This window comes from Kocuria oxytropis, assembly GCF_040981195.1.
Lineage (GTDB): Bacteria > Actinomycetota > Actinomycetes > Actinomycetales > Micrococcaceae > Kocuria > Kocuria oxytropis.
In genome coordinates this window covers 152,972-173,061 of record NZ_JAVFXA010000009.1, presented here as the reverse complement: position 1 = coordinate 173,061, position 20,090 = coordinate 152,972, and the positions used below count along the sequence as shown (strand labels likewise).

Annotated in this window: 22 protein-coding genes; 19 read left to right on the top strand and 3 right to left on the bottom strand. The window is 75.6% G+C overall.

What is annotated here, in order from left to right:
- Window positions 1–137 precede the first annotated feature (137 nt).
- From QYM41_RS11250 to QYM41_RS11160, 19 genes are all read left to right on the top strand, one after another.
- Window positions 138–1,649, top strand: coding sequence for a sensor histidine kinase (locus QYM41_RS11250; RefSeq protein ID WP_368799819.1), 1,512 nt, complete (start codon window positions 138–140; stop codon window positions 1,647–1,649).
- Window positions 1,646–2,335: a response regulator gene (locus QYM41_RS11245; RefSeq protein WP_368799818.1), complete on the top strand. Its 690-nt coding sequence runs from the start codon at window positions 1,646–1,648 to the stop codon at window positions 2,333–2,335. Before QYM41_RS11250 ends, QYM41_RS11245 begins: the two co-directional genes overlap by 4 nt.
- A gap of 150 nt (window positions 2,336–2,485) precedes the next feature.
- On the top strand, window positions 2,486–3,427 hold the full coding sequence (locus QYM41_RS11240; RefSeq protein ID WP_368799817.1) for an ABC transporter ATP-binding protein: 942 nt from the start codon (window positions 2,486–2,488) through the stop codon (window positions 3,425–3,427).
- Window positions 3,424–4,629, top strand: coding sequence for an ABC transporter permease (locus QYM41_RS11235; protein WP_368799816.1), 1,206 nt, complete (start codon window positions 3,424–3,426; stop codon window positions 4,627–4,629). Before QYM41_RS11240 ends, QYM41_RS11235 begins: the two co-directional genes overlap by 4 nt.
- Window positions 4,630–4,793: 164 nt before the next feature.
- Window positions 4,794–5,219, top strand: a complete 426-nt coding sequence (gene rpsP, locus QYM41_RS11230) for a 30S ribosomal protein S16 (RefSeq protein ID WP_368799815.1) — start codon at window positions 4,794–4,796, stop codon at window positions 5,217–5,219.
- Window positions 5,220–5,221: 2 nt separating this feature from the next.
- On the top strand, window positions 5,222–5,464 hold the full coding sequence (locus QYM41_RS11225; protein ID WP_368799814.1) for an RNA-binding protein: 243 nt from the start codon (window positions 5,222–5,224) through the stop codon (window positions 5,462–5,464).
- A 120-nt stretch (window positions 5,465–5,584) separates the two neighbouring features.
- Window positions 5,585–6,187, top strand: a complete 603-nt coding sequence (rimM, locus tag QYM41_RS11220) for a ribosome maturation factor RimM (RefSeq protein ID WP_368799813.1) — start codon at window positions 5,585–5,587, stop codon at window positions 6,185–6,187.
- Window positions 6,187–7,023 carry a tRNA (guanosine(37)-N1)-methyltransferase TrmD gene (gene trmD / locus QYM41_RS11215; RefSeq protein WP_368799812.1) on the top strand — a complete coding sequence of 279 codons (837 nt, stop codon included), beginning with the start codon at window positions 6,187–6,189 and terminating at the stop codon, window positions 7,021–7,023. Before rimM ends, trmD begins: the two co-directional genes overlap by 1 nt.
- A gap of 195 nt (window positions 7,024–7,218) precedes the next feature.
- Window positions 7,219–7,623, top strand: coding sequence for a 50S ribosomal protein L19 (rplS, locus tag QYM41_RS11210; protein WP_368799811.1), 405 nt, complete (start codon window positions 7,219–7,221; stop codon window positions 7,621–7,623).
- Between the two features lie 16 nt (window positions 7,624–7,639).
- Window positions 7,640–8,320, top strand: a complete 681-nt coding sequence (gene lepB, locus QYM41_RS11205; RefSeq protein WP_368799810.1) for a signal peptidase I — start codon at window positions 7,640–7,642, stop codon at window positions 8,318–8,320.
- A gap of 62 nt (window positions 8,321–8,382) precedes the next feature.
- Window positions 8,383–9,282, top strand: a complete 900-nt coding sequence (gene lepB, locus QYM41_RS11200; protein WP_368799809.1) for a signal peptidase I — start codon at window positions 8,383–8,385, stop codon at window positions 9,280–9,282.
- Window positions 9,272–10,051, top strand: a complete 780-nt coding sequence (rnhB, locus tag QYM41_RS11195; protein WP_368799808.1) for a ribonuclease HII — start codon at window positions 9,272–9,274, stop codon at window positions 10,049–10,051. Before lepB (QYM41_RS11200) ends, rnhB begins: the two co-directional genes overlap by 11 nt.
- Entirely contained in the window at window positions 10,048–10,392 is a 345-nt protein-coding gene (locus QYM41_RS11190; RefSeq protein ID WP_368799807.1) for a DUF2469 domain-containing protein, read from the top strand. The genes rnhB and QYM41_RS11190 overlap by 4 nt, the downstream gene beginning before the upstream one ends.
- A gap of 110 nt (window positions 10,393–10,502) precedes the next feature.
- On the top strand, window positions 10,503–10,871 hold the full coding sequence (locus QYM41_RS11185) for a YraN family protein (RefSeq protein ID WP_368799806.1): 369 nt from the start codon (window positions 10,503–10,505) through the stop codon (window positions 10,869–10,871).
- A 90-nt stretch (window positions 10,872–10,961) separates the two neighbouring features.
- Complete coding sequence (locus tag QYM41_RS11180) at window positions 10,962–12,215, top strand: hypothetical protein (protein WP_368799805.1); 1,254 nt, start codon at window positions 10,962–10,964, stop codon at window positions 12,213–12,215.
- A 239-nt stretch (window positions 12,216–12,454) separates the two neighbouring features.
- Window positions 12,455–14,029, top strand: a complete 1,575-nt coding sequence (locus QYM41_RS11175; protein ID WP_368799804.1) for a YifB family Mg chelatase-like AAA ATPase — start codon at window positions 12,455–12,457, stop codon at window positions 14,027–14,029.
- A 32-nt stretch (window positions 14,030–14,061) separates the two neighbouring features.
- Window positions 14,062–15,270, top strand: coding sequence for a DNA-processing protein DprA (gene dprA, locus QYM41_RS11170; protein ID WP_368799803.1), 1,209 nt, complete (start codon window positions 14,062–14,064; stop codon window positions 15,268–15,270).
- Between the two features lie 9 nt (window positions 15,271–15,279).
- Window positions 15,280–16,230, top strand: a complete 951-nt coding sequence (locus tag QYM41_RS11165; protein WP_368799802.1) for a tyrosine recombinase XerC — start codon at window positions 15,280–15,282, stop codon at window positions 16,228–16,230.
- Window positions 16,231–16,532: 302 nt separating this feature from the next.
- Window positions 16,533–17,036, top strand: coding sequence for a DUF3145 domain-containing protein (locus tag QYM41_RS11160; protein WP_298585107.1), 504 nt, complete (start codon window positions 16,533–16,535; stop codon window positions 17,034–17,036).
- A 113-nt stretch (window positions 17,037–17,149) separates the two neighbouring features.
- On the opposite strand, the gene QYM41_RS11155 is transcribed toward QYM41_RS11160, so the two are convergent.
- From QYM41_RS11155 to QYM41_RS11145, 3 genes are all read right to left on the bottom strand, one after another.
- Window positions 17,150–18,409 carry a beta-ketoacyl-[acyl-carrier-protein] synthase family protein gene (locus QYM41_RS11155; protein WP_368799801.1) on the bottom strand — a complete coding sequence of 420 codons (1,260 nt, stop codon included), beginning with the start codon at window positions 18,407–18,409 and terminating at the stop codon, window positions 17,150–17,152.
- Window positions 18,410–18,520: 111 nt separating this feature from the next.
- On the bottom strand, window positions 18,521–18,766 hold the full coding sequence (locus tag QYM41_RS11150; RefSeq protein ID WP_017833742.1) for an acyl carrier protein: 246 nt from the start codon (window positions 18,764–18,766) through the stop codon (window positions 18,521–18,523).
- Window positions 18,767–18,974: 208 nt separating this feature from the next.
- Entirely contained in the window at window positions 18,975–20,042 is a 1,068-nt protein-coding gene (locus tag QYM41_RS11145) for a beta-ketoacyl-ACP synthase III (RefSeq protein ID WP_368799800.1), read from the bottom strand.
- Window positions 20,043–20,090 lie beyond the last annotated feature (48 nt).

Genomic DNA, 20,090 nt, shown 5'->3' with positions numbered 1-20,090 from the left:
GCCCGCGCCCCCCGGCGGCCGGCGCCCGGCCCCCCCTTGGCGCCGGCCCGGGGGGGGGGGCGCGGGGCGGGGGGCGGGGGGGGGGGGGGGGGGGGGGGGGGAGGACCGTCCGGGCCGCCGCGGGCTACCGTGGACGGGTGCACACTCCCGCCGCCCCCGCCCCGGACGCCGCCGCGGACGCCGTCCCCGGCACGGACCCCCGCACGGCCCGGCGCCCGCCGCTCGCGGCACGCGTCACGGCGTGGCTGAACGACCCGGAGGACCCCTTCTGGGCCCGGCCCGGGCCCACGGCGGCCCAGCGGCGCCACGACGTGCTGGCCGCCCTGGGGTTCCTGCTGGTCGCGCTGCTGGCCTCCGCGCTGGTGCACAGCTACGCGGGGCTCGCCGAGGAGGACGAGCCCTGGCGCTTCTACCTCAGCACCGCGCTGGTCGTGGCGCCCCTGGCCCTGCGCCGCCGCTTCCCGCTGCCGGTCGTGGTCGCGTCCTCGGCGCTGTTCCTCGGGCTGACCTACGCGAGCCCCACGGCCGCCATGACGCTGCCGTTCCAGGGCGCGTACTTCGCGGCGCTCTACGCGGCCGTCGCGTGGTCGCGGGACCGCCAGGCCCTGTGGGTGGCCATGTCGGTGGTCGTGGGCACGATGGGGCTGTGGCTGCTCGGCGCGTTCACCGTCACCAACGCCTACGCGGACTTCCTGACGGGGCTGGGCGAGGTCGACGGCCCGCTGCCGCAGCTGCCGTCCTACGCCGTGTTCACCCTGCTCGTGAACACCGTCTACTTCGGCGGGGCGGTCCTGGCCGGGCGCGCCTCGTGGCGGGCCGCGCTCCAGCAGCACCGGCTCGCGGCCCAGGCGCAGCGGATCCGGGAGCAGTCCCAGGAGATCGCCCGCCGCGCCGTCGTCGACGAGCGCCTGCGGATCGCACGGGAGCTGCACGACGTGGTCGCCCACCACGTGTCCGTGATCGGCATCCAGGCCGGGGCCGCCCGCACGGTCCTGGACCGTGACCGGGACGCTGCCGTGACCGCGCTGCGCACCATCGAGGGGTCCAGCCGGACCGCGGTGGGGGAGCTGCGGCAGCTGCTCGGCGTGCTGCGCGCCGAGGGCGAGGACGCCGCCCCGGGCCCCGGCGGAGGGACCGCCTCCGCGTCGCGCCGGCCCGACCCCGGCCTCGGGGACATCCCGTCCCTCGCCCGCCTGCACGCGGACAACGGGCTCACGGTCGAGGTCCGCACGGTGGAGGACGTCCCGGGCGACCTGGACGACGTCCCCCCGGCCCTGGGTCTGTCCGTCTTCCGCTGCGCCCAGGAGTCCCTGTCCAACGTCATCCGGCACTCCACGGCCACCACGGCCTCCGTCACCCTGCGCACCGGCCGCGGTCCCGGCGGCCGGTGGTTCGAGCTCGAGGTCCTCGACGACGGCTCGCCCCGCCCCGGCACCGCCGGCACCGGGTTCGGCCTGCAGGGGCTGCGCGAGCGCGTCCGCCTGCACGGCGGGGAGGCGGAGATCGGGCCCCGCGCCGGACGGCCCGGATGGCGCGTCCGCGCCCGTTGCCCCCTGCCCGTGGACGCCGCCGGCGCGGGCGCCGCGGACCGCGCCGGGGCCGCCGGGATTCCCGCCGCGGGCCGGGCTCTGCGAGGATCGGAGGCATGATCCGCGTCCTGCTCGCCGACGACCACGCCCTCGTGCGCTCCGGCTTCGCCATGGTCCTGTCCGTGGCCGACGACATCGAGGTCGTCGCCCAGGCCTCCGACGGCGCCGAGGCCGTCGCCGCCGTCGAGGAGGGGACCGTGGACGTCGCCCTCCTCGACGTGCAGATGCCCGTCATGGACGGGATCGAGGCCACCCGCCGGATCGTCGGCGGGGGAGCCGCCAAGGTCGTGATCGTCACGACGTTCGACCGCGAGGACTACCTCTTCGACGCCCTTGCCGCCGGTGCCAGCGGGTTCCTGCTCAAGAACGCCGACCCGGACGACCTGATCGAGGCCGTCCGGGCGGTCGCCGGGGGCCACGCGCTGCTCGCGCCGGAGGCCACGCTGCGCGTCATCCGGGCCCTGACCACGGACGCCCCGGCCCCCGCCGCGGAGTCCGCTCCCGCGCCGCCCGAGCCCACGCCCCCCGACCCGGCCCGGCAGCGGGCGCTCGCCTCCCTCACCGAGCGGGAGCACGAGGTGCTGCTGCTGGTCTCGGACGGGCTGTCCAACGCGGAGATCGCCCAGCGCCTGTTCCTGGGGCCGGCCACCGTCAAGACCCACGTGTCCAACATCCTCGCGAAGACGGGCTCCCGGGACCGGGTCCAGGCCGTCGTGTTCGCCCACCGGGCGGGCCTGGCCGGCTGAACCGGCTCCGCCCCGGGGCGGAGGGCCCCGGACCGGCGGCCCGCGGTCTCCGCCCCGGTGGGGATCCCCCGGGTCCCCGGCGTTCGTAGGCTGGGACCGAGCCGCCGCGCACCCAGCGGGCGGGCACAGCGGCCGAGAGGACCCGGGCCCATGAGCACCAGCACCGCCCCCGCGGCGACCACCGACCGGCCCCGCGGCGGCCCCGCGGAACACGTCCTGGAGGCACGGGGGCTGTGCCGCTCCTTCGGTGGCCGGGCCGTGGTCGAGGACGTCTCCTTCCGGGTCGAGCCCGGCCGGATCACCGGCTTCGTCGGCGCGAACGGCGCGGGCAAGACCACGACGATGCGGATGCTGATGGGCGTGCTGGCCGTCGGCGCCGGCGAGGTCCTGTGGAACGGCCGCCCCGCCACCGCCGCGGACCGCGCCGGCTTCGGGTACATGCCCGAGGAGCGCGGGCTCTACCCCAAGCAGCCGGTGCTGGACCAGCTGGGCTACCTGGGCCGGCTGCGCGGGATGGAGCGCGGCGAGGCCCTCGCGGCCGCCGCCCGCCTGCTGGAGCGGTTCGGCCTGGCCGGCCGCGCGGGGGACAGGCTGGAGTCCCTCTCGCTCGGCAACCAGCAGCGGGTGCAGGTCGCGGCCGCGCTCCTGCACGGGCCCACCGCCCTGGTCCTGGACGAGCCGTTCTCCGGACTGGACCCGGCGGCGGTGGACTCCATGGTCGAGCTGCTGCGGGAGCACACGGCCCAGGGGGTCCCCGTGCTCTTCTCGAGCCACCAGCTCGACCTCGTCGACCGGCTCTGCGACTCCCTCGTGGTCCTCTCCGGCGGCCGCGTCCTGGCGGCCGGGGCGACCGGGGACCTGCGGCGCGCCGGTCCCCGCCGGCGCCGGCTGCGCTGCGCGCAGGACGCCGGGTGGCTGCGGGACCTGCCGGGCGTGCGCGTCCTCGACGTGGACGGACCCGAGGCGGTGCTCGAGCTCGAGGACGACGCCGCCCGGCGCCGCGTGCTCGAGGCCGCGGTGCCCCGCGGGCTCCTCGAGTTCGCCGAGATCGTGCCGTCCCTCTCCGACGTCTACCGGGAGGTCACCCGATGAGTCCGCGGCAGGGCCCCGCCACGGCGCCGCGCCCTCCGGCCGCCCGCCCGTGGTGGATCGTCACGACCCGTGAGATCTCCGTGAAGCTGCGCGACCGGGCCTTCCTGCTCTCCACGGTGGTGACCGTGCTCCTCGTGGCCGGCTCGATCGCCGCCTCCGCCCTGCTCGGCGGCCGCCCCGCCGAGCACGTCCTGGCCACCGCGGCCCCCGACGCCGCGCCGGTCGCGGCGCGGGCCGCGCAGGCCCTGGCCGCCGACGGGGACGACACCCTCACCGTCCACGCGGCGCCCTCCCCGGACGCGGCCCGCCGCGCGGTCGCCCGGGAGACCGCCGACGCCGCCCTGCTCCGGGGCCTGGACGGGTGGACGGTGGTCGGCAAGGACGGCGTGGACCCCGGCCTGGCCCGGGTGCTCGAACAGGCGGTGGCCGAGGAGACCCTCGCCGCGAACGCCCGCGCGGCCGGGACCACCGCCGAGGAGCTGACCGCGGGCGCCGAGGTGCGCACCGAGCTGCTCTCCGGCGAGGCGGACCGCGGACCGGTGCGGCTCGCCATGGGCTTCGTCTTCGCCTTCCTGTTCTACCTGGCGGCGATCCTCTTCGGCACGGCCATCGCCCACTCGGTGCTCGAGGAGAAGCAGAACCGGGTCGTGGAGATCCTGGCCACGGCGGTCCCGGTCCGGCAGCTGCTGCACGGCAAGGTGCTCGGCAACTCGCTGCTGGCGTTCGGGCAGCTCGCGCTCTACGCCGCGGTCGGCCTCGTGGGGGTCAACGTCACGGGCGCCGCCGCGGACGTGGGCTGGGTGCTCGCCGCCTCCGGCTGGTTCGTGGCGTTCTTCGTGGCCGGCTTCGCCGCGCAGGCCTGCGTCTGGGCGGTGCTCGGCTCGCTCGCGTCCCGCCCCGAGGACCTGCAGACGAGCACCGGGCCGATCATGACCGTGCTCGTCGGCGCCCTCCTGCTGGGCCTCTACGCCGAGGGGGCCTGGCTCACGGCGGCGTCCTTCGTGCCGGTCGTGTCGTCGGTCGCGATGCCCGTGCGGCTGCTCGGGGGCGAGGTGGCGTGGTGGCAGCCCGTGCTGTCCCTCGCGGTCGCCCTCGCGGCGGCCTGGACGCTGCTGCGGCTGGGGGAGCGGATCTACCGGCGCGCCGTGTTCCAGGGCGGGCGATCCCTCACGTGGCGGGAGGCCGCGCGCCTCGAGCCGTGAGGTGCCGGCGGACTTGACGGCGTCTGGCATACTGGACGGGTACTCGATGCGTGCGGTCCCTCTCGCCGCACGTTTCTCGTGTCCACAGAATCCTGCGACCGGCCCGCCCCACGGGAGCGAGACCAGGCGTTCACCGCATCCAAGAACCAGGAGAGTCCACACCAGTGGCTGTTAAGATCCGTCTCAAGCGCATGGGCAAGATGCGCGATCCCCGTTACCGCCTCGTCGTCGTCGACTCCCGCAAGAAGCGCGACGGCCGCGTCATCGAGGAGATCGGCAAGTACCACCCGACCGAGCACCCCTCCTACATCGAGGTCGTCTCGGACCGGGCCCAGTACTGGCTCGGCGTCGGTGCCCAGCCGTCCGAGGCCGTCGCCGCCATCCTCAAGGTGACCGGCGACTGGCAGCGGTTCAAGGGCGAGGAGGGCGCCGAGGGCACCCTCCGGCAGCCCGAGCCCAAGGGCGAGTTCGTCGCCCCCGACAAGGGCTCCGTGATCGTCCCCGAGGCGATCACCCCCAAGGGCGAGAAGACCGCCGACGCCGCCGCGTCCGAGGACGCCCCCGCGGCTGACGCCGAGAAGGCCGAGTAGTCATGCTCGCCGACGCGTTGGAGCACCTGGTCCGCGGGATCGTGGACAGCCCCGATGACGTCGACGTCCGTGTCAAGAGCGGGCGCCGCTCGGAGACCCTCGAGGTCCGGGTGCACCCCGACGACCTCGGCCGGGTCATCGGCCGCCAGGGCCGCACGGCCAAGGCGCTGCGCACCGTCGTCGGCGCGCTCGCCCAGGACGGCCCGGTCCGGATCGACGTGGTCGACACCGACCGCTCCCGCTGAGGCGCACCGCCCGCCCGCACGGTCCCCGCATCCGCACCGGATGCGGGGACCGTGCGCTGTGCGGCGGCCCCCACCGCATCCCCTCCCGCGGCCGACCGGCCGCCGACCCCCAGGAGCACCATGAAGGTCCAGGTAGCCCGCGTCGGCAAGCCCCACGGCATCCGGGGGGAGGTCACCGTGCAGCTGTTCACCGACGCCCCGGAGGAGCGCTTCGCCCCCGGCGCCCGGCTGCTGCTCGAGCCCTCCGTCCCGCTGGCCCCCGGCGGCGTGGTCACCGTGCGGAGGGCCCGCTGGAACAAGGCCGTGCTCGTCGTGGCCCTCGAGGAGGTCGCCGACCGCAACGGGGCCGAGACCCTGCGCGGCGCCCGTCTCTTCGCCGAGGCCCAGGAGGAGGACACGGACCCCGACGAGTGGTACGAGCACGAGCTCGTCGGCCTCGAGGTGCGCACCGGCCCGGAGGACGGGTCGGGCCCGCGGATCGGCGTGGTCACCGGGCTGCGCACCCTGCCGGTGCAGGACCTGCTGGAGATCGAGCTCGACGAGGGCGGGCGCGAGGCCGTCCTGCCCTTCGTCGAGGAGATCGTGCCCGTCGTCGACCCCGAGGGCGGCTTCGTGGTGGTGACCCCGCCGCCGGGCCTGCTCGAGCTGGGTCTCGACGACGGGAGCGACGGTGACCCGGACGGCGGGACGACCGGCTCCGGGGCGTCGGAGGGCGGGCGCTGATGCGCATCGACGTCGTCAGCATCTTCCCCGAGTACCTCTCGGCCCTGGACCTCTCCCTCATCGGCAAGGCCAGGCAGCAGGGGCTCCTCGAGCTGACCGTGACGGACCTGCGCGAGTTCACCACCGACCGGCACCGCACGGTCGACGACACCCCCTACGGCGGCGGGGCCGGCATGGTCATGAAGCCGGAGCCCTGGGCGGCGGCGCTCGGCGCCGTGCTGGGGGCGGGCACCCCTCCGGCCGCCGGCACGGCGGTCCCGGGGGAGCGGCCGGTGCTGGTCGTGCCCTCGCCCGCGGGGGAGGTCTTCACCCAGGCCACCGCTCGCGACCTCGCCCTGCGCGAGCACCTCGTGTTCGCCTGCGGGCGCTACGAGGGCATCGACGAGCGCGTCGTCGACTGGGCCCGCGAGCACTTCGAGGTCCGGCCCACGAGTCTCGGCGACTACGTCCTCAACGGCGGGGAGGTGGCCGTGCTGGCGATGGTCGAGGCCATCGGCCGGCTCGTGCCCGGCGTGGTCGGCAATCCGGAGTCGCTGGTGGAGGAGTCCCACGCGGACGGGCTGCTCGAGTATCCCGTCTACACGAAGCCCGCGCTGTGGCGCGACCGCCCGGTCCCGGAGGTCCTGCTCTCGGGCCACCACGGGCGGATCGCGCGCTGGCGGCGGGACCGGCAGTTGCAGCGCACCGCCGCCCGCCGCCCCGACCTCGTCGCGGCCCTCGACCCCGCCCTCCTGGACCGCGCGGACCGGGCGGTGCTCGCCGAGGCCGGCTGGACCGTCGCGGGCGCGCGGCTGGTGCGCGACGGACAGGACACCCCCGGGGAACCTGTGGCATAATGTTCAGCTGTGTGTCTGCTGGGCACGCCCCTGCCGCAGGGGGATGAGCGACCAACAGCCGGACACCCGGGAACCCCGCTCGGGGACCCCGCCACCACGTTGTGCGGATCCCGCACCCGGACCGGGCCCCGCCCGCCGCCACGGATCCGCGCCGACCCACGTGAGCGACCTGCGGCGTTCACCAGGAGAGTCACCATGAACATTCTCGACCAGCTCGACGCCAAGTCCCTGCGCAGCGACGTCCCCGACTTCCGCCCGGGCGACACCCTCAACGTGCACGTCAACATCGTCGAGGGCAGCCGCTCCCGCGTGCAGGTCTTCAAGGGCTTCGTCCTCGGGCGCCAGGGCGCCGGCGTGCACGAGACCTTCACCGTCCGCAAGGTCTCCTTCGGCGTGGGCGTGGAGCGCACCTTCCCGGTGCACTCCCCGGTCATCGAGAAGATCGAGGTCGTCACCCGCGGTGACGTCCGCCGCGCGAAGCTCTACTACATGCGCGACCGCCACGGCAAGGCCGCCCGCATCCGCGAGAAGCGCGACAGCACCACGGCCAAGTCCTCGAAGTCCGGCAAGGCCGTCAAGTCCGGCAAGTCCGGCAAGTAGGACGGCGCACGCCTCCGTGCCCACGGCGACCCGCGCACGGGACCTGCGCACCACCGGGTCCCACGCCGTCCGGCGAGAACGCCAGCCCCGAGTCCGGGGCTGGCGTTCCGTCGTCCTCGCCCTCCTGGCGGCCCTGCTGGTCACCGGGGTGCTGCGCGGGACCGTCGTGGACGTCTACTGGATCGGTTCGGACTCGATGCAGCCGACCGTCCAGCCGGGGGACCGGGTGCTGGTGGACAAGCTCGTCGACCCGTCCGCCCTCGAGCGGGGGGATCTGGTGGTCTTCGACGGGCGGGGCAGCTTCGCCCCCCTGCACAGCGACGACCCCTGGCCCGTGCAGGTCCTGCAGACCCTGGGGCGGTGGACCGGGCTCACCGGCTCCGAGAGCGTGTACCTCAAGCGGGTCGCCGGCGTCCCGGGGGACACGGTGTCCTGCTGCGGCCCCTCCGGCCGGATCGAGGTCGACGGCGAGGAGATCGTCGAGGACTACGTCCTGGCCGGCGACCGCCCCAGCGAGATCGAATTCACCGTGGAGGTCCCCGAGGGCCGGCTCTGGCTGATGGGCGACCACCGGTCGGCCTCGGTCGACTCGCGCCATCTGCTCGGCGCGCCCGGTGGCGGACTGGTCCGAGCGGATAAGGTCATCGGAGAACCCCTTGCTGTTCTGTGGCCCCGGGACCGGGCCGGGCAGCTCTGACGCGATCCGCAGGGATCCGGATCCGGACGCCCACCGGCGTCCGCCCAGGAAGGACGAGAGCAGTGGCCGACAGGACCCAGCCCCCCGGCGACGGCGCGCCCCAGCACCACCACGGTGTGCCCGCCGACGCCGCCGCTCCCGCCCCGGCGGTGCCCGGCGCCCGGACCGAGCCCGCCGGCGGGCCTGCCGGCGCCGAGGACGGGCAGGACCGGTCCGCCCCGCGCGACGGCGGTCGGCGCGCGGCCCGGCGCTCCCGCAAGCAGCGTCCCGAGACGTTCTGGGGCTCGGTCCGGGAGATCCTCCTGGTGCTGGTCTGGGCCGTGCTCATCGCCTTCGTCGTGAAGACCCTGCTCGTGCGGGGCTTCTACATCCCGTCCGGTTCGATGGAGAACACCCTCCAGCTCAACGACCGGATCTTCGTCAACGTGGTCGAACCGACGTTCGGGCCTCTCGAGCGCGGTGACATCGTCGTGTTCGAGGACGCCAAGGGTTGGCTGCCCCCGCAGCCCGACAGCGGCGGCGGTCCCACCGACGCCGTCTACGACGCCCTCGCCTTCGTGGGCGTGCTCCCGGACCGCACGGACCAGCACCTCATCAAGCGCGTCATCGGGGTCGGGGGCGACACCGTGGCGTGCTGCGACGCCTCGGGTCGGGTCACGGTCAACGGCGAGCCGCTCGAGGAGCGGGACGCCTACCTCTTCCCCGGCTCCGCCCCCTCGGAGATCGAGTTCGAGGTCGAGGTCCCCGAGAACCACTACTTCGTGCTGGGGGACCACCGGGACGCGTCCGCCGACGCCCGGGTCCACCTGGCGGAGCTCGCGGAGAACGGCGCGTTCATCAGCCACGACGACGTCGTGGGCACCGCGTTCGTCATCGCCTGGCCGCTCGACCGGTTTCAGCTGCTGGACAACCCCGACGAGGTCTTCGCGGACGTCCCCGACCGGTCCAGCGGTGGCTCCTGAGCCCGGCCGGCGCGCGGCGCCGCTGCGGGGCCGCGCGCCGGGGCTCGAGCTCGAGCGGTCCCTGCAGGAGACGGGCGCCCGCGTCGTGGGCGGGATGGACGAGGTGGGCCGCGGTGCCCTCGCCGGTCCGGTCACCGCCGGACTGGTCGTCCTGCGCCCCGGCACGGACCGCGCGGTCCCCGGGCTCCGGGACAGCAAGCTGCTCAGCCCCGCCCGGCGCGAGGCGCTCGTCCCCCGCATCCGCTCGTGGTGCGCGGCCTCCGGCGTCGGCCACGCCTCCCCCCGGGAGATCGACGCTCTCGGCCTGACGGCGGCCCTGCGGCTGGCCGGGCGCCGGGCGATCGCCGCCGCGGCGGCGGGAGGCCCCGCGCCCGACGTCGTGCTCCTCGACGGTGGGCACGACTGGCTCTCCGCGCCCCGGACGGACTCGCTCTTCGCCGTTCCCGGCGTTCCCGATGATCTCGACGGCGCGGGGGGCGAGCCGGCGGTGCAGGAGTGGACGGGGACCGTGGTGACCCGCGTCAAGGCCGACCTGACGTGCGCGTCCGTCGCGGCGGCCAGCGTGCTCGCGAAGGTCGAGCGGGACCGGATGATGGGTGAGCTCTCGGCCGGGTGGCCGCAGTACGGTTGGGACAGCAACAAGGGCTACGGGGCCGCCCGGCACCGGCAGGCCCTCGAGGAGCACGGGACCACGCCGCACCACCGGCTGAGCTGGCGTCTCGCGCCGGCCGCGGCCGGCGCGCACAGGACGGGGGAGGGGACGACATGAGCGCCGAGGAGCTCGAGAACTTCGAGACCGATCTGGAGCTGCAGCTGTACCGGGAGTACCGGGACGTCGCCGGGCTCTTCCAGTTCGTGGTCGAGACCGACCGGCGCTTCTACCTCGCGAACTCGGTCCGCATCGAGCCGGTCGAGACGAGGAACGGGCTCTACTTCGACGTGGAGCTCAGGGACGCGTGGGTCTGGGATGTCTACCGCTCCGCCCGGTTCGTCAAGCACGTGCGCGTCATGAGCTTCAAGGACGTCAACGTGGAGGAGCTCGCGCACACGGACCCCTTCTCCGTGCCCGGCGCGGCCGGGCCCGTGCCGGAGGACCCCGCCGCCTCCTGACCCGTCCTGCACACACCGGCCCGGCCGCCGCGGGGGCCCCGCGCGTCGGCGCACGATGGGACCTCCGCCCGGCGACCGCCGTGCGGGACCGGCGGCGAGGGAGGTGCCCCGTGACCGAGGCGCTGGGCGCGCGGGGCGAGCGGCTGGCGGCCGCGCACCTGGAGGCCCGGGGCTACCGCGTGCTCGACCGCAACTGGCGCGCCCGGCCCACCCGGGACGGGGTGCGGGGGGAGGCCGACCTCGTGGCGGAGCACGAGGGACGGGTGGTCGTCGTCGAGGTCAAGACCCGCTCGAGCCTGCGTTACGGACATCCGCTGGAGTCCATTACGCGGCAGAAAGTCGCCCGCCTGCACCGCCTGGCCGCGGCCTGGGCGCGGGTCCACCACCGCGACCCCGCGATGATCAGGATCGATGCCGTTGCAATCACATTTGCACACGGAGGGGCGCCGGTGATCGAGGTCCTGCGGCAGGTCGAATGAGACGCGACGCGCCCGGAGCTCACGTGACATGCCCCGAGGGACGTGCCACTGTTGGATCGTCGATGACCGGGAGAACGACGGAGGTGTGCTGTGGTCGCTGCGGGACCGCTCGCCGCTCCACGACGCGCCGCGGCCCTCGCCGCCGCCGTCGCGCTGACCGCCACGGGGTGCGGCGTGCTGAAGGCCCCGGAGCCCGAGGCCATCGCGCAGCCGGGCACCGTGACCACCGCGCCCAGCGGGCTCACCCCGGGCCCCTACGCCCTCACCACCGAGGAGGGCGCGGTCATCACGTTCGAGCTGCCCACCGTGCCGGCCCCGGACGACGAGGTCGAGCAGCTGCGGCAGGACCTGGACGTGGAGCCGGTGACCTACGTCGAGCTGCACATCGACAACACCGAGGGCACCCGCACGGTGCAGATCGACGACCTCAAGGTGATCAGCCACGAGGGCGGGCAGTTCCCGTTCGAACCGGCCGCCGAGGTGCTGTCCGACTGGGACCCGAACCGCTCCGGGGAGGGCGGCTACTGGACGGCCGACGGCTCGCCCCTGGACCCCGAGGCGGGGGCCCTCCTCGACGCCCGCACGCACCGGCTGATCGCCGAGTACACCGGCTCCGTGCCCGCCGGGGGCACCGGCCGGGAGCTGATGATCGGCGACTTCGAGCGCCTGCCACGGACCTTCGACGACGTCGAGCTGTCCCCCTACCCGAACGACCGGGCCCTGGGGCCCGCCCCGGTCGGGCACGGCCCGGCGCAGCGCCAGTTCCGGGCGGGCGCGCCGAGCCCGGAGCCCCGTGAACGGCTCGAGGCGGAACCGGCTCCGGCCGCTCCGCGACCGGCACGGCCGGCCGCGCAGCCTCCGCAGGCACCGGCCCCGGCCGAGCCCGATCCGGTGCCGGACGCGGAGCCCGCGTTCGTGCCGGACTGCACCGACCCGTCCCAGCCGGCCGGATCCGCCCAACAGGCCGCCTGGAACACGGCCTGCGGCACGGTGACCGACCCGACGACCCCTCCGGCGCCGCAGCCCACGACGCCACCCGCTCCCCAGCCCAGTGTCCAGCCGACGCCCTCCACGTCCCCGGTGCCGCCGCCCGTGGACACGATCCCGCCCGCGGCGAACCCCGACACCGGCGGGGTCGCGACCCCGGCGACCCCGGACGACGGCGCCACCGCCGGCGCCTCGGCCTCGCCCTCGCCGAGCTCGACGGGGCGGCGGAACTGGCCCCCGCCGCAGGAGCCGACGCCCTCGCCCAGTCCCACGCCCGTTCCCGCGCCGTCGGCCACGACCACGGCGCCCACCGCCACGGCGGAACCCTCGCTCCCCAGCGGGACCGAACAGGCCTGAGCCCGCGGCCCTGTCCACCGCCGGTGCCCGGGCGCGACCGCCGGGGCCGGCAGGCCCGCAGCATGGGACCAGGAGGTTCCCATGCGCCGTCGTCCCACATCCCCTCGTCCCGCGTCCCTGGTGTCCGACCGTCCCCGTCCGCGCTCCGGCCCGGACTCCCGGTCCCCGTCCGCTCCGGCTCCCGCCGCTCCGGCTCCGTCCGCTCCTGATCCGTCCGCTCCGCTGCCGGGAGCGCGGTGATGGGCTTCGCGCGCACCTGGGCCGTGGCCCTGATCGGCCTCGAGGGCGCGATGGTGGAGGTCGAGGCGGACATCGGCCAGACCCTGCCGGCGTTCTGCATCGTGGGGTTGCCGGACGCGGCCCTCAACGAGGCCAGGGAGCGGCTGCGTGCCGCGGCGCGCAACAGCGGGATGCCGCTGAGCCCGCGCAAGCTCACCGTCAACCTGACACCTGCGACCCTGCCCAAACGGGGGTCCCTCTTCGACCTCGCCATCGTGATGAGCGCCCTGCAGGCCGCCGGGGACGTGCCCGCGACCGGGCGGACCGTGTTCCTGGCAGAACTGGGCCTGGACGGGGCGCTGCGGCCGGTGCGGGGCATCCTGCCCGCGGTCATGGCGGCGGTGCACGCCGGGCACGAGCGGATCGTCGTGGCGGCCGCCAACGCCACGGAGGCGGGGCTCGTCCCCGGCGCCCGCGTCGAGGGGTACGCCTGCCTCGCCGAGGTGCTCGCCGCCGCGGGGGCCGACCCCGCGGGCCTGCGCCGGCCCGCCCGCACCGGCTCCGCGCCGGGGCCCGCAGCGCCGGGAGCGCCCGGTGCCGCGCCCGGTGCCGCGACCGGTCCCGGGCCGCGCGCGGCGGCGGACCTGGCCGACGTCGCCGGACAGGCCGACGGCCGGCTGGCCCTGGAGATCGCCGCCGCGGGAGGACACCACCTGCTGATGGTCGGGCCGCCCGGAGCCGGGAAGACGATGCTCGCCGAGCGGCTCCCCGGCCTGCTGCCGGACCTCGAGGACGCCGCGGCGATGGAGGTCACGGCCATCCACTCGCTCGACGGCGCCGCCGGCCGGTGCACCGCCATGATCCGGCGTCCACCGTTCGAGGCACCGCACCACACCGCCTCCGCGGCGGCGCTGTTCGGGGGCGGGGCCGGGATCCCCCGGCCCGGGGCGGCCTCACGGGCGCACCGCGGGGTCCTGTTCCTCGACGAGGCCCCGGAGTTCGACCGCGGGGTGATCGACGCCCTGCGCCAGCCCCTCGAGAACGGCCGGATCAGGATCGACCGGTCCGCGGCCTCGGCCGTCTACCCCGCCCGCTTCCAACTGGTGCTCGCCGCGAACCCCTGCCCGTGCGGGCGCTCCGGGGGCCACGGCGCCGGGTGCACCTGCACCCCGCGGATGCGACGCAGCTACTTCGGCAAGCTGAGCGGGCCGCTGCTGGACCGGGTGGACCTGCAGATCGCCGTCCCCACGGTGTCCTACGGCGAGCTCGCCGCCGGCGCCGGACGGGGGGAGAGCACGGCGGAGGTCTCCGTGCGCGTCGCCCGGGCACGCGCAGCCCAGGCGGAACGTCTCCGGCACCTGGGGGTGTGCACCAACGCCGAGCTCGGGGGCAGTCTCCTCCGGGGCGTCCTGCGGCCCCCGCACGCGGTCACCGCGCCGCTGGAGCGCGCCATGGACCGCGGCTCCCTGACAGCCCGGGGCCACCAGCGGGTGCTCCGGGTCGCCTGGACGCTGGCCGACCTCGAGGGGCGCTCCGCGCCCGTGCTCGACGACGTCGACACCGCCCTGTACTTCCGCTCCCTGGTCCCCGCCTGACCGCCGGCCCTCCCGAGACAGGACGACCTGCCGTGCACCTCGCCCCTGCTGCGCACCGCCCCGGCCACGACCCGCTGCTCCTCGCCCGGGCGGGCCTGTCCCGGCTCGTGGAGCCCACCGACCTCACCGCGATGGTGCTGCTGGCCGCCCTCGGGCCGGTCGCCGCCCTCGAGATCGCCGCGGGAGCACGTCCCCTCCGGGCCGCGGAGCACCCGGTGTTCCTGCGTGCCGCCGCCGAGGCCGGATGTGCGCCCCGCCAGGTCGACCTCCGGCGGGCCCTGGCCCGCTGGGCCCCCCGGGCCGAGGAGCTCGACCCTGCGGAGGACCTGGCCGTGGCCGCCGGGGCCGGGGCGTGGTTCGCGGTGCCCGAGGACCCGGACTGGCCCGCGGCTCTCGCCGACCTGGGCCTGTTCCAGCCGGTGGGACTGTGGGGCCGCGGCGACCGCCGGCTCCTCAGCTTCCCCGCCGCCCGCGCCGTCGCCGTCGTCGGCTCCCGGGACTGCTCGACCTACGGCCGGCACGTCGCCCTGGACCTCTCCGGTGCCCTGGCGGCCCGCGGCTGGACGGTCGTCTCCGGGGGCGCGCGGGGCATCGACGCCGCGGCGCACGAGGCGGCCCTGGCCACGGGCACCGGGCGCCCGGCCACGGTGTCGGTCATGGCGTGCGGGATCGACCGCCTCTACCCGCCGGGCAATCACGGGCTGCTCCGGGCGGTCGAGAACGCCGGTCTGCTGCTGAGCGAGGCCGCGCCCGGGTGCACCCCCAGCCGCTACCGCTTCCTCCAGCGCAACCGGATCATCGCCGCGCTCTCGGCGGGGACCGTGGTCGTCGAGGCCCGGTGGCGCTCCGGGGCGCAGAACACCGCCCGCCACGCGGACGGGCTCAGCCGCCCGGTGGGCGCGGTGCCCGGCAGCGTCCACGCCGACACCTCCGCCGGCTGCCACCGGCTGGTGCGGGAGGGCACGGCCGTGCTGGTCACGGACGTCGAGGAGGTCCTCGAGCTGGTGGGGCCCCTCGGCACCGCCGTTGCCGAGCCCACCGGCCACGCCTCCGTGGTCGACGGCCTGCCGGAGCGCGACCGCGTGCTCCTCGACGCCCTGCCCCTCACCGTGCGCAGCCGCCCGGAGCACCTGAGCCGTGTCGCCGGGCTGTCGGTCCGGGAGGTGCTGGGCGGGCTGCGCCGGCTCGAGGAGCGCGGCGTGGCGGAGGGCACGGGGGAGGGGTGGCGCCGCCGTCGCTAGACTCGCCCCATGACGAGCGACGCCGCCCCGCTGCCCACGGCCGTGGTCCGGGCCCTCGAGCGCTACACGGACCACCTGGTGCATGAGCTGGCCCGCAGTCCCCGGACCGTGCAGGCCTACACCGGCGACCTCCGCTCCCTCTTCACGTGGCTCCACGCCCGGTACGGGGTCGCCGCGCCGGCCGCCGTGGACCTGGACATGCTCCGGGCGTGGCTGGCCGCCCGGCACGCCGAGGGGGCGGGCCGCTCCTCCATGGCCCGCTGGACGGCGTCGGTCCGCGGGTTCTTCGGCTGGGCGGCCGCCACGGGCCTCGTGAGCCCCGATCCCAGCCTCCGGCTCGTCGCCCCCCGGCGCCGGCGCCGGCTCCCGGACGTGGTGCCCGCCGACGGGCTGCGCGGTCTGCTCGAGGACCTCGACGCGCGCTCGACCGCCCCCGGGGCCGGCGGCCCGGACGCCGCGCTCGCCGCCCGGGACCGGGCGCTGCTCGAGCTGCTCTACGCCACGGGCGCGCGCGTGGCCGAGCTCACGGGCGCCGACGTCGACGACCTCGACCGTTCCCGCCGGGTCCTGCGGGTGCTCGGCAAGGGGGACAAGGAGCGCACGGTGCCGTTCGGCCGCCCCGCCGACGAGGCGCTGGAGCTGTGGCTGGCGCGCCGGCCCGTCCTGGCCGTGGCCGACAGCGGACCGGCGCTGTTCCTCGGCGCCCGCGGCGGACGCCTCGACGCGCGGCAGGTCCGCCGGGTGGTGGAGCGGGAGCTCGGCTCCGTGCCGGACACCGCCGCGAGGGGTCCCCACGCCCTGCGCCACTCGGCGGCCACGCACCTCGTGGACGGGGGCGCCGACCTGCGGACGGTCCAGGAGCTGCTGGGCCACGCCTCCGTGGCGACCACCCAGATCTACACGCACGTCTCCGTGGACCGGCTCGGGACGGTGTACCGGCAGGCCCACCCCCGCGCCTGAGCCGGCCGCGGGCGCCGGGGCAACACGGCGACCCGGGTTGACGCCCGGAGAATGTTTGCAGTTGAATGAGTGGCGTATTGTACTCGACGTCCCGGACACGGCAACGTGCTCGGCACCGGCCGGAACGACGGGTGCGGCACCGGGGCGACCGGACGCCGCGCGGGCCTCGAATCCCCGCGGTGGCACGGGAGCCCGGACAACAGCATGGTCCGGGCGCGGCACGCTCGCCGCGGCCGGCCGGGTGGGACCGCTTCCGTGCAGGGCGTTGGGGAAGACGTACCTACACGACGGAGGAACAGGTCATGTCTTCACCCACCACGCGCGGAGTGCTCTACGTGCACTCCGCCCCACGAGCGCTGTGCCCGCACATCCAGTGGGCGCTGGAGTCGGTCGCGCGCCAGCGCACGGAGCTGGAGTGGACCCAGCAGAACGCCGAGCCCGGGGCCGTGCGCGCGGAGCTGGAGTGGTCGGGGCCCGCCGGCACCGGAGCGCTCCTGGCCTCCGCACTGCGCACGATGGGACGGCTCCGCTTCGAGGTCACCGAGAACCCGTGCCGCGGTCACGACGGCGCCCGGTGGTCCTTCACCCCCGATCTCGGGATCTTCCACGCGACCACGGACGCCGCCGGCAACATCATGGTCTCGGAGGACCGGATCCGCTACGCCTACGAGACGGCGGCGGGCAACCCGCTGCTCGTCATCAACGAGCTCTCGCTCGCCCTGGGCGAGGCCTGGGACGAGGAGCTCGAGCCGTTCCGGCACGCCGCCGAGGGCGCGCCCGTGCGGTGGCTGCACCGCGTCGGCTGAGCCGCCCGGCCCGCCCCGCCTCCGGGGAGCGGGCCCGCAGCACGAGGAAGGGCCGTCCCGCGGGACGGCCCTTCCTCGTGCTGCGCCGGCCGGTGCCGGTCCGGGACCGGCGCTCAGACGGTGCGGAACGCCGCGACCGCGTTGTGGCCGCCGAAGCCGAAGGAGTTGGACACGGCCACGAAGTCGCCGCCCGGGAGGTCGCGGGCGTCCGTGACGACGTCGAGATCGATCTCCGGGTCCTGGTCCTCCAGGTTGATCGTGCACGGGGCGACGCGGTGGTGGACGGCGAGCACGGTGAGCACGGCCTCCACGGCGCCGGAACCGCCCAGCAGGTGCCCCGTCATCGACTTCGTGGCCGAGACGCACATCTCGTCCACCGCCGAGCCGAACGCGCGGCGCAGGGCACCGGCCTCCGGGGCGTCGCCCCTGGGGGTGGAGGTGGCGTGGGCGTTGACGTGCCGGACGTCGGCGGGCCCGAACTCGCCCGTCTCCATCGCCTCGGCCAGGGCGCGGGCGGCGCCGCGGCCCTCGTCGTCGGGCGCGGTGATGTGGTAGGCGTCCGAGGTGAGCCCGGCACCCGCCAGCTCCGCGTAGATCCGCGCGCCGCGGGCCCGGGCGTGCTCCTCCGACTCGAGGACCACGGCGCCGGCGCCCTCGCCCATCACGAACCCGTCGCGTCCGGTGTCGTAGGGCCGGGAGGCGCGCTCGGGCTCGTCGTTGCGCTTGGACAGCGCCTGCATCGAGGAGAACGCCGCGATGGTCACCGGATGGATCGCGGACTCCGCACCGCCGACCACCACGAGGTCGGCCTTGCCGGAGCGGATCAGGTTCATGCCCTGGTAGAAGGCCTCCGTGCCGGAGGCGCACGCCGAGACGGGCGTGATCGACGCGGCACGGGCCTTGAGGTCCATGCCGACGGCGGCCGCGTTGCCGTTGGGCATGAGCATCGGCACCGTGAGGGGCATGACGCGCCGGGCGCCGCGCTTCTGCAGGGTGTCGTAGGCGTCGAGCAGGGTCCAGACCCCGCCGATGCCGGTGCCGAACGCCACGGCGAAGCGGTCGGGGTCGACCTCCTCGGAGGTCTCGGCGTTGCTGCCGGAGAAACCGGCGTCCGCCCACGCCTCGCGGGCGGCGATGACGGACAGCTGACCGGACGGGTCCAGGCGCTTGGCCTCCACCCGGGGGAGCACCTCGCCGGCAGGGGTCGAGACGGGCGCGGCGATCCGCACGCTCAGATCGTAGGTGTCCACCCAGTCGTGCTCGATGGCTCTGACACCGGAGACGCCCGTGGTGGCACTGCGCCACAGCTCGGGGACGGTGCCACCGATCGGGGTGGTGGCACCGAGACCGGTGACGACTACTTTGCGGGTCATGACTGCACTTCCTCGTGTCCTGGGGTGAAGCGGCGGGCGGCCCGCCCGGTCGCGGGTCGGTGCGGCGCGGCGGCTCGTGCGCTCCGCCGCGCCGCGCACCGACCGGCCGGATCAGGCCTGGGCGTTGTCGATGAAGTTGACGGCGTCCTCGACGGTCTTGAGGTTCTTGACCTCTTCGTCGGGGATCGTCACGTCGAACTTCTCCTCGGCGTTGACCACGATGGTCATCATCGAGATGGAGTCGATGTCGAGGTCCTCGGTGAAGGACTTGTCCAGCTGGACGGCCTCGGTCTCGAGGCCGGTCTCCTCGTTGACGATCTCGGCCAGGCCGGTCAGGATCTCTTCTTTGCTCGCCATGGTGGCTTCCTTTCTCTGCGGCTGCCGGAGCAGCCGGTGGTGACGGGCGCCCCCGGTCAGGTGCCGGGCGCATCGGTCCCGGTCAGGCCGTGGGGCCGGGCCGGGGGACATCGGGTGTGCGGTTCAACCCTACGACGACTCGCAGGGCCCCGCGGCGGCACCGACACGTGGGCCGGGCCCCGGAGGGACGGCCTGCGCGCCGGCGGGGTCAGGGGAGGACGACGACCTGGGCGCCGTAGACCAGGCCGGCGCCGAAGCCGATCTGCAGGGCCAGCTTCCCGGACAGCTCCGGGTGCTCGGCGAGCAGACGGTGCATCGCCAGGGGCACGGACGCGGCGGAGGTGTTGCCGGAGTCGGCGATGTCCCGGGCGATGACCACGGAGTCGGGCAGCTTGAGCGTCTTGGCCATCTGGTCGATGATGCGCATGTTCGCCTGGTGCGGGATGAACGCGCTCAGGTCCTCGGGTCCGATCCCGGCCACGTCCATGGCCTCCTGGGCGCGCTTGGCGACCTCCCACGAGGCCCAGCGGAAGACCGTCTGGCCGTCCTGGCGCAGGGTGGGCCAGAGGGTGGCGCCCTCGGGCACCGCACCGGTCTCCGGGTCCAGGAGGTCGGGCGAGGGGGTGCGCTCGCGGCCCTGCTCCACGGCCCGGATGTCGGTGAGCGGGTGCGTCATCCGGATGGCGTCCCACTTGGAGCCGTCGGAGCCCCACACGGAGGGGCCGATGCCGGGGGTGTCGGACGGGCCGACCACCACGGCGCCGGCGCCGTCGCCCAGGAGGAACGAGATGGAGCGCTCGCCGTTGTCGATCACGTCGGAGAGCTTCTCCACCCCGATGACGAGCACGTGCTCCGCCGCTCCCGAGCGCACGAGGGCGTCCGCCTGGGCGATGCCGTAGCAGTAGCCCGCGCAGGCGGCCGAGATGTCGAAGGCGGGCGCCGGGGTGGCGCCCAGCCGGTCCGCCAGGGCCGCCGCGGCGGACGGCGTGAGGTAGGGGAAGGAGATCGTGGAGACGATGACCGCCCCGAGCTGCGAGGCCTCGATGCCGGCGTCCGCCAGCGCCTCCCGGGCGGCGTGCTCGGACATGTCGAGCACGCTGACGTCCTCGGCGGCGCGGTGCCGGGTCCTGATGCCCGTGCGCTGCTGGATCCACTCGTCCGAGGACTCGATCCACTGGCAGACGTCGTCGTTGGTCACGATCACGTCGGGACGGTAGACGCCCAGGCCCAGGATCCGGGAGTGCGCGTTGGTCTTCTGCTGCTTCAGGGTCACCACAGGGGTCGTTGCTCCTTCGTGCGGCCGGGCGCGGCGGACGGGCCGGCT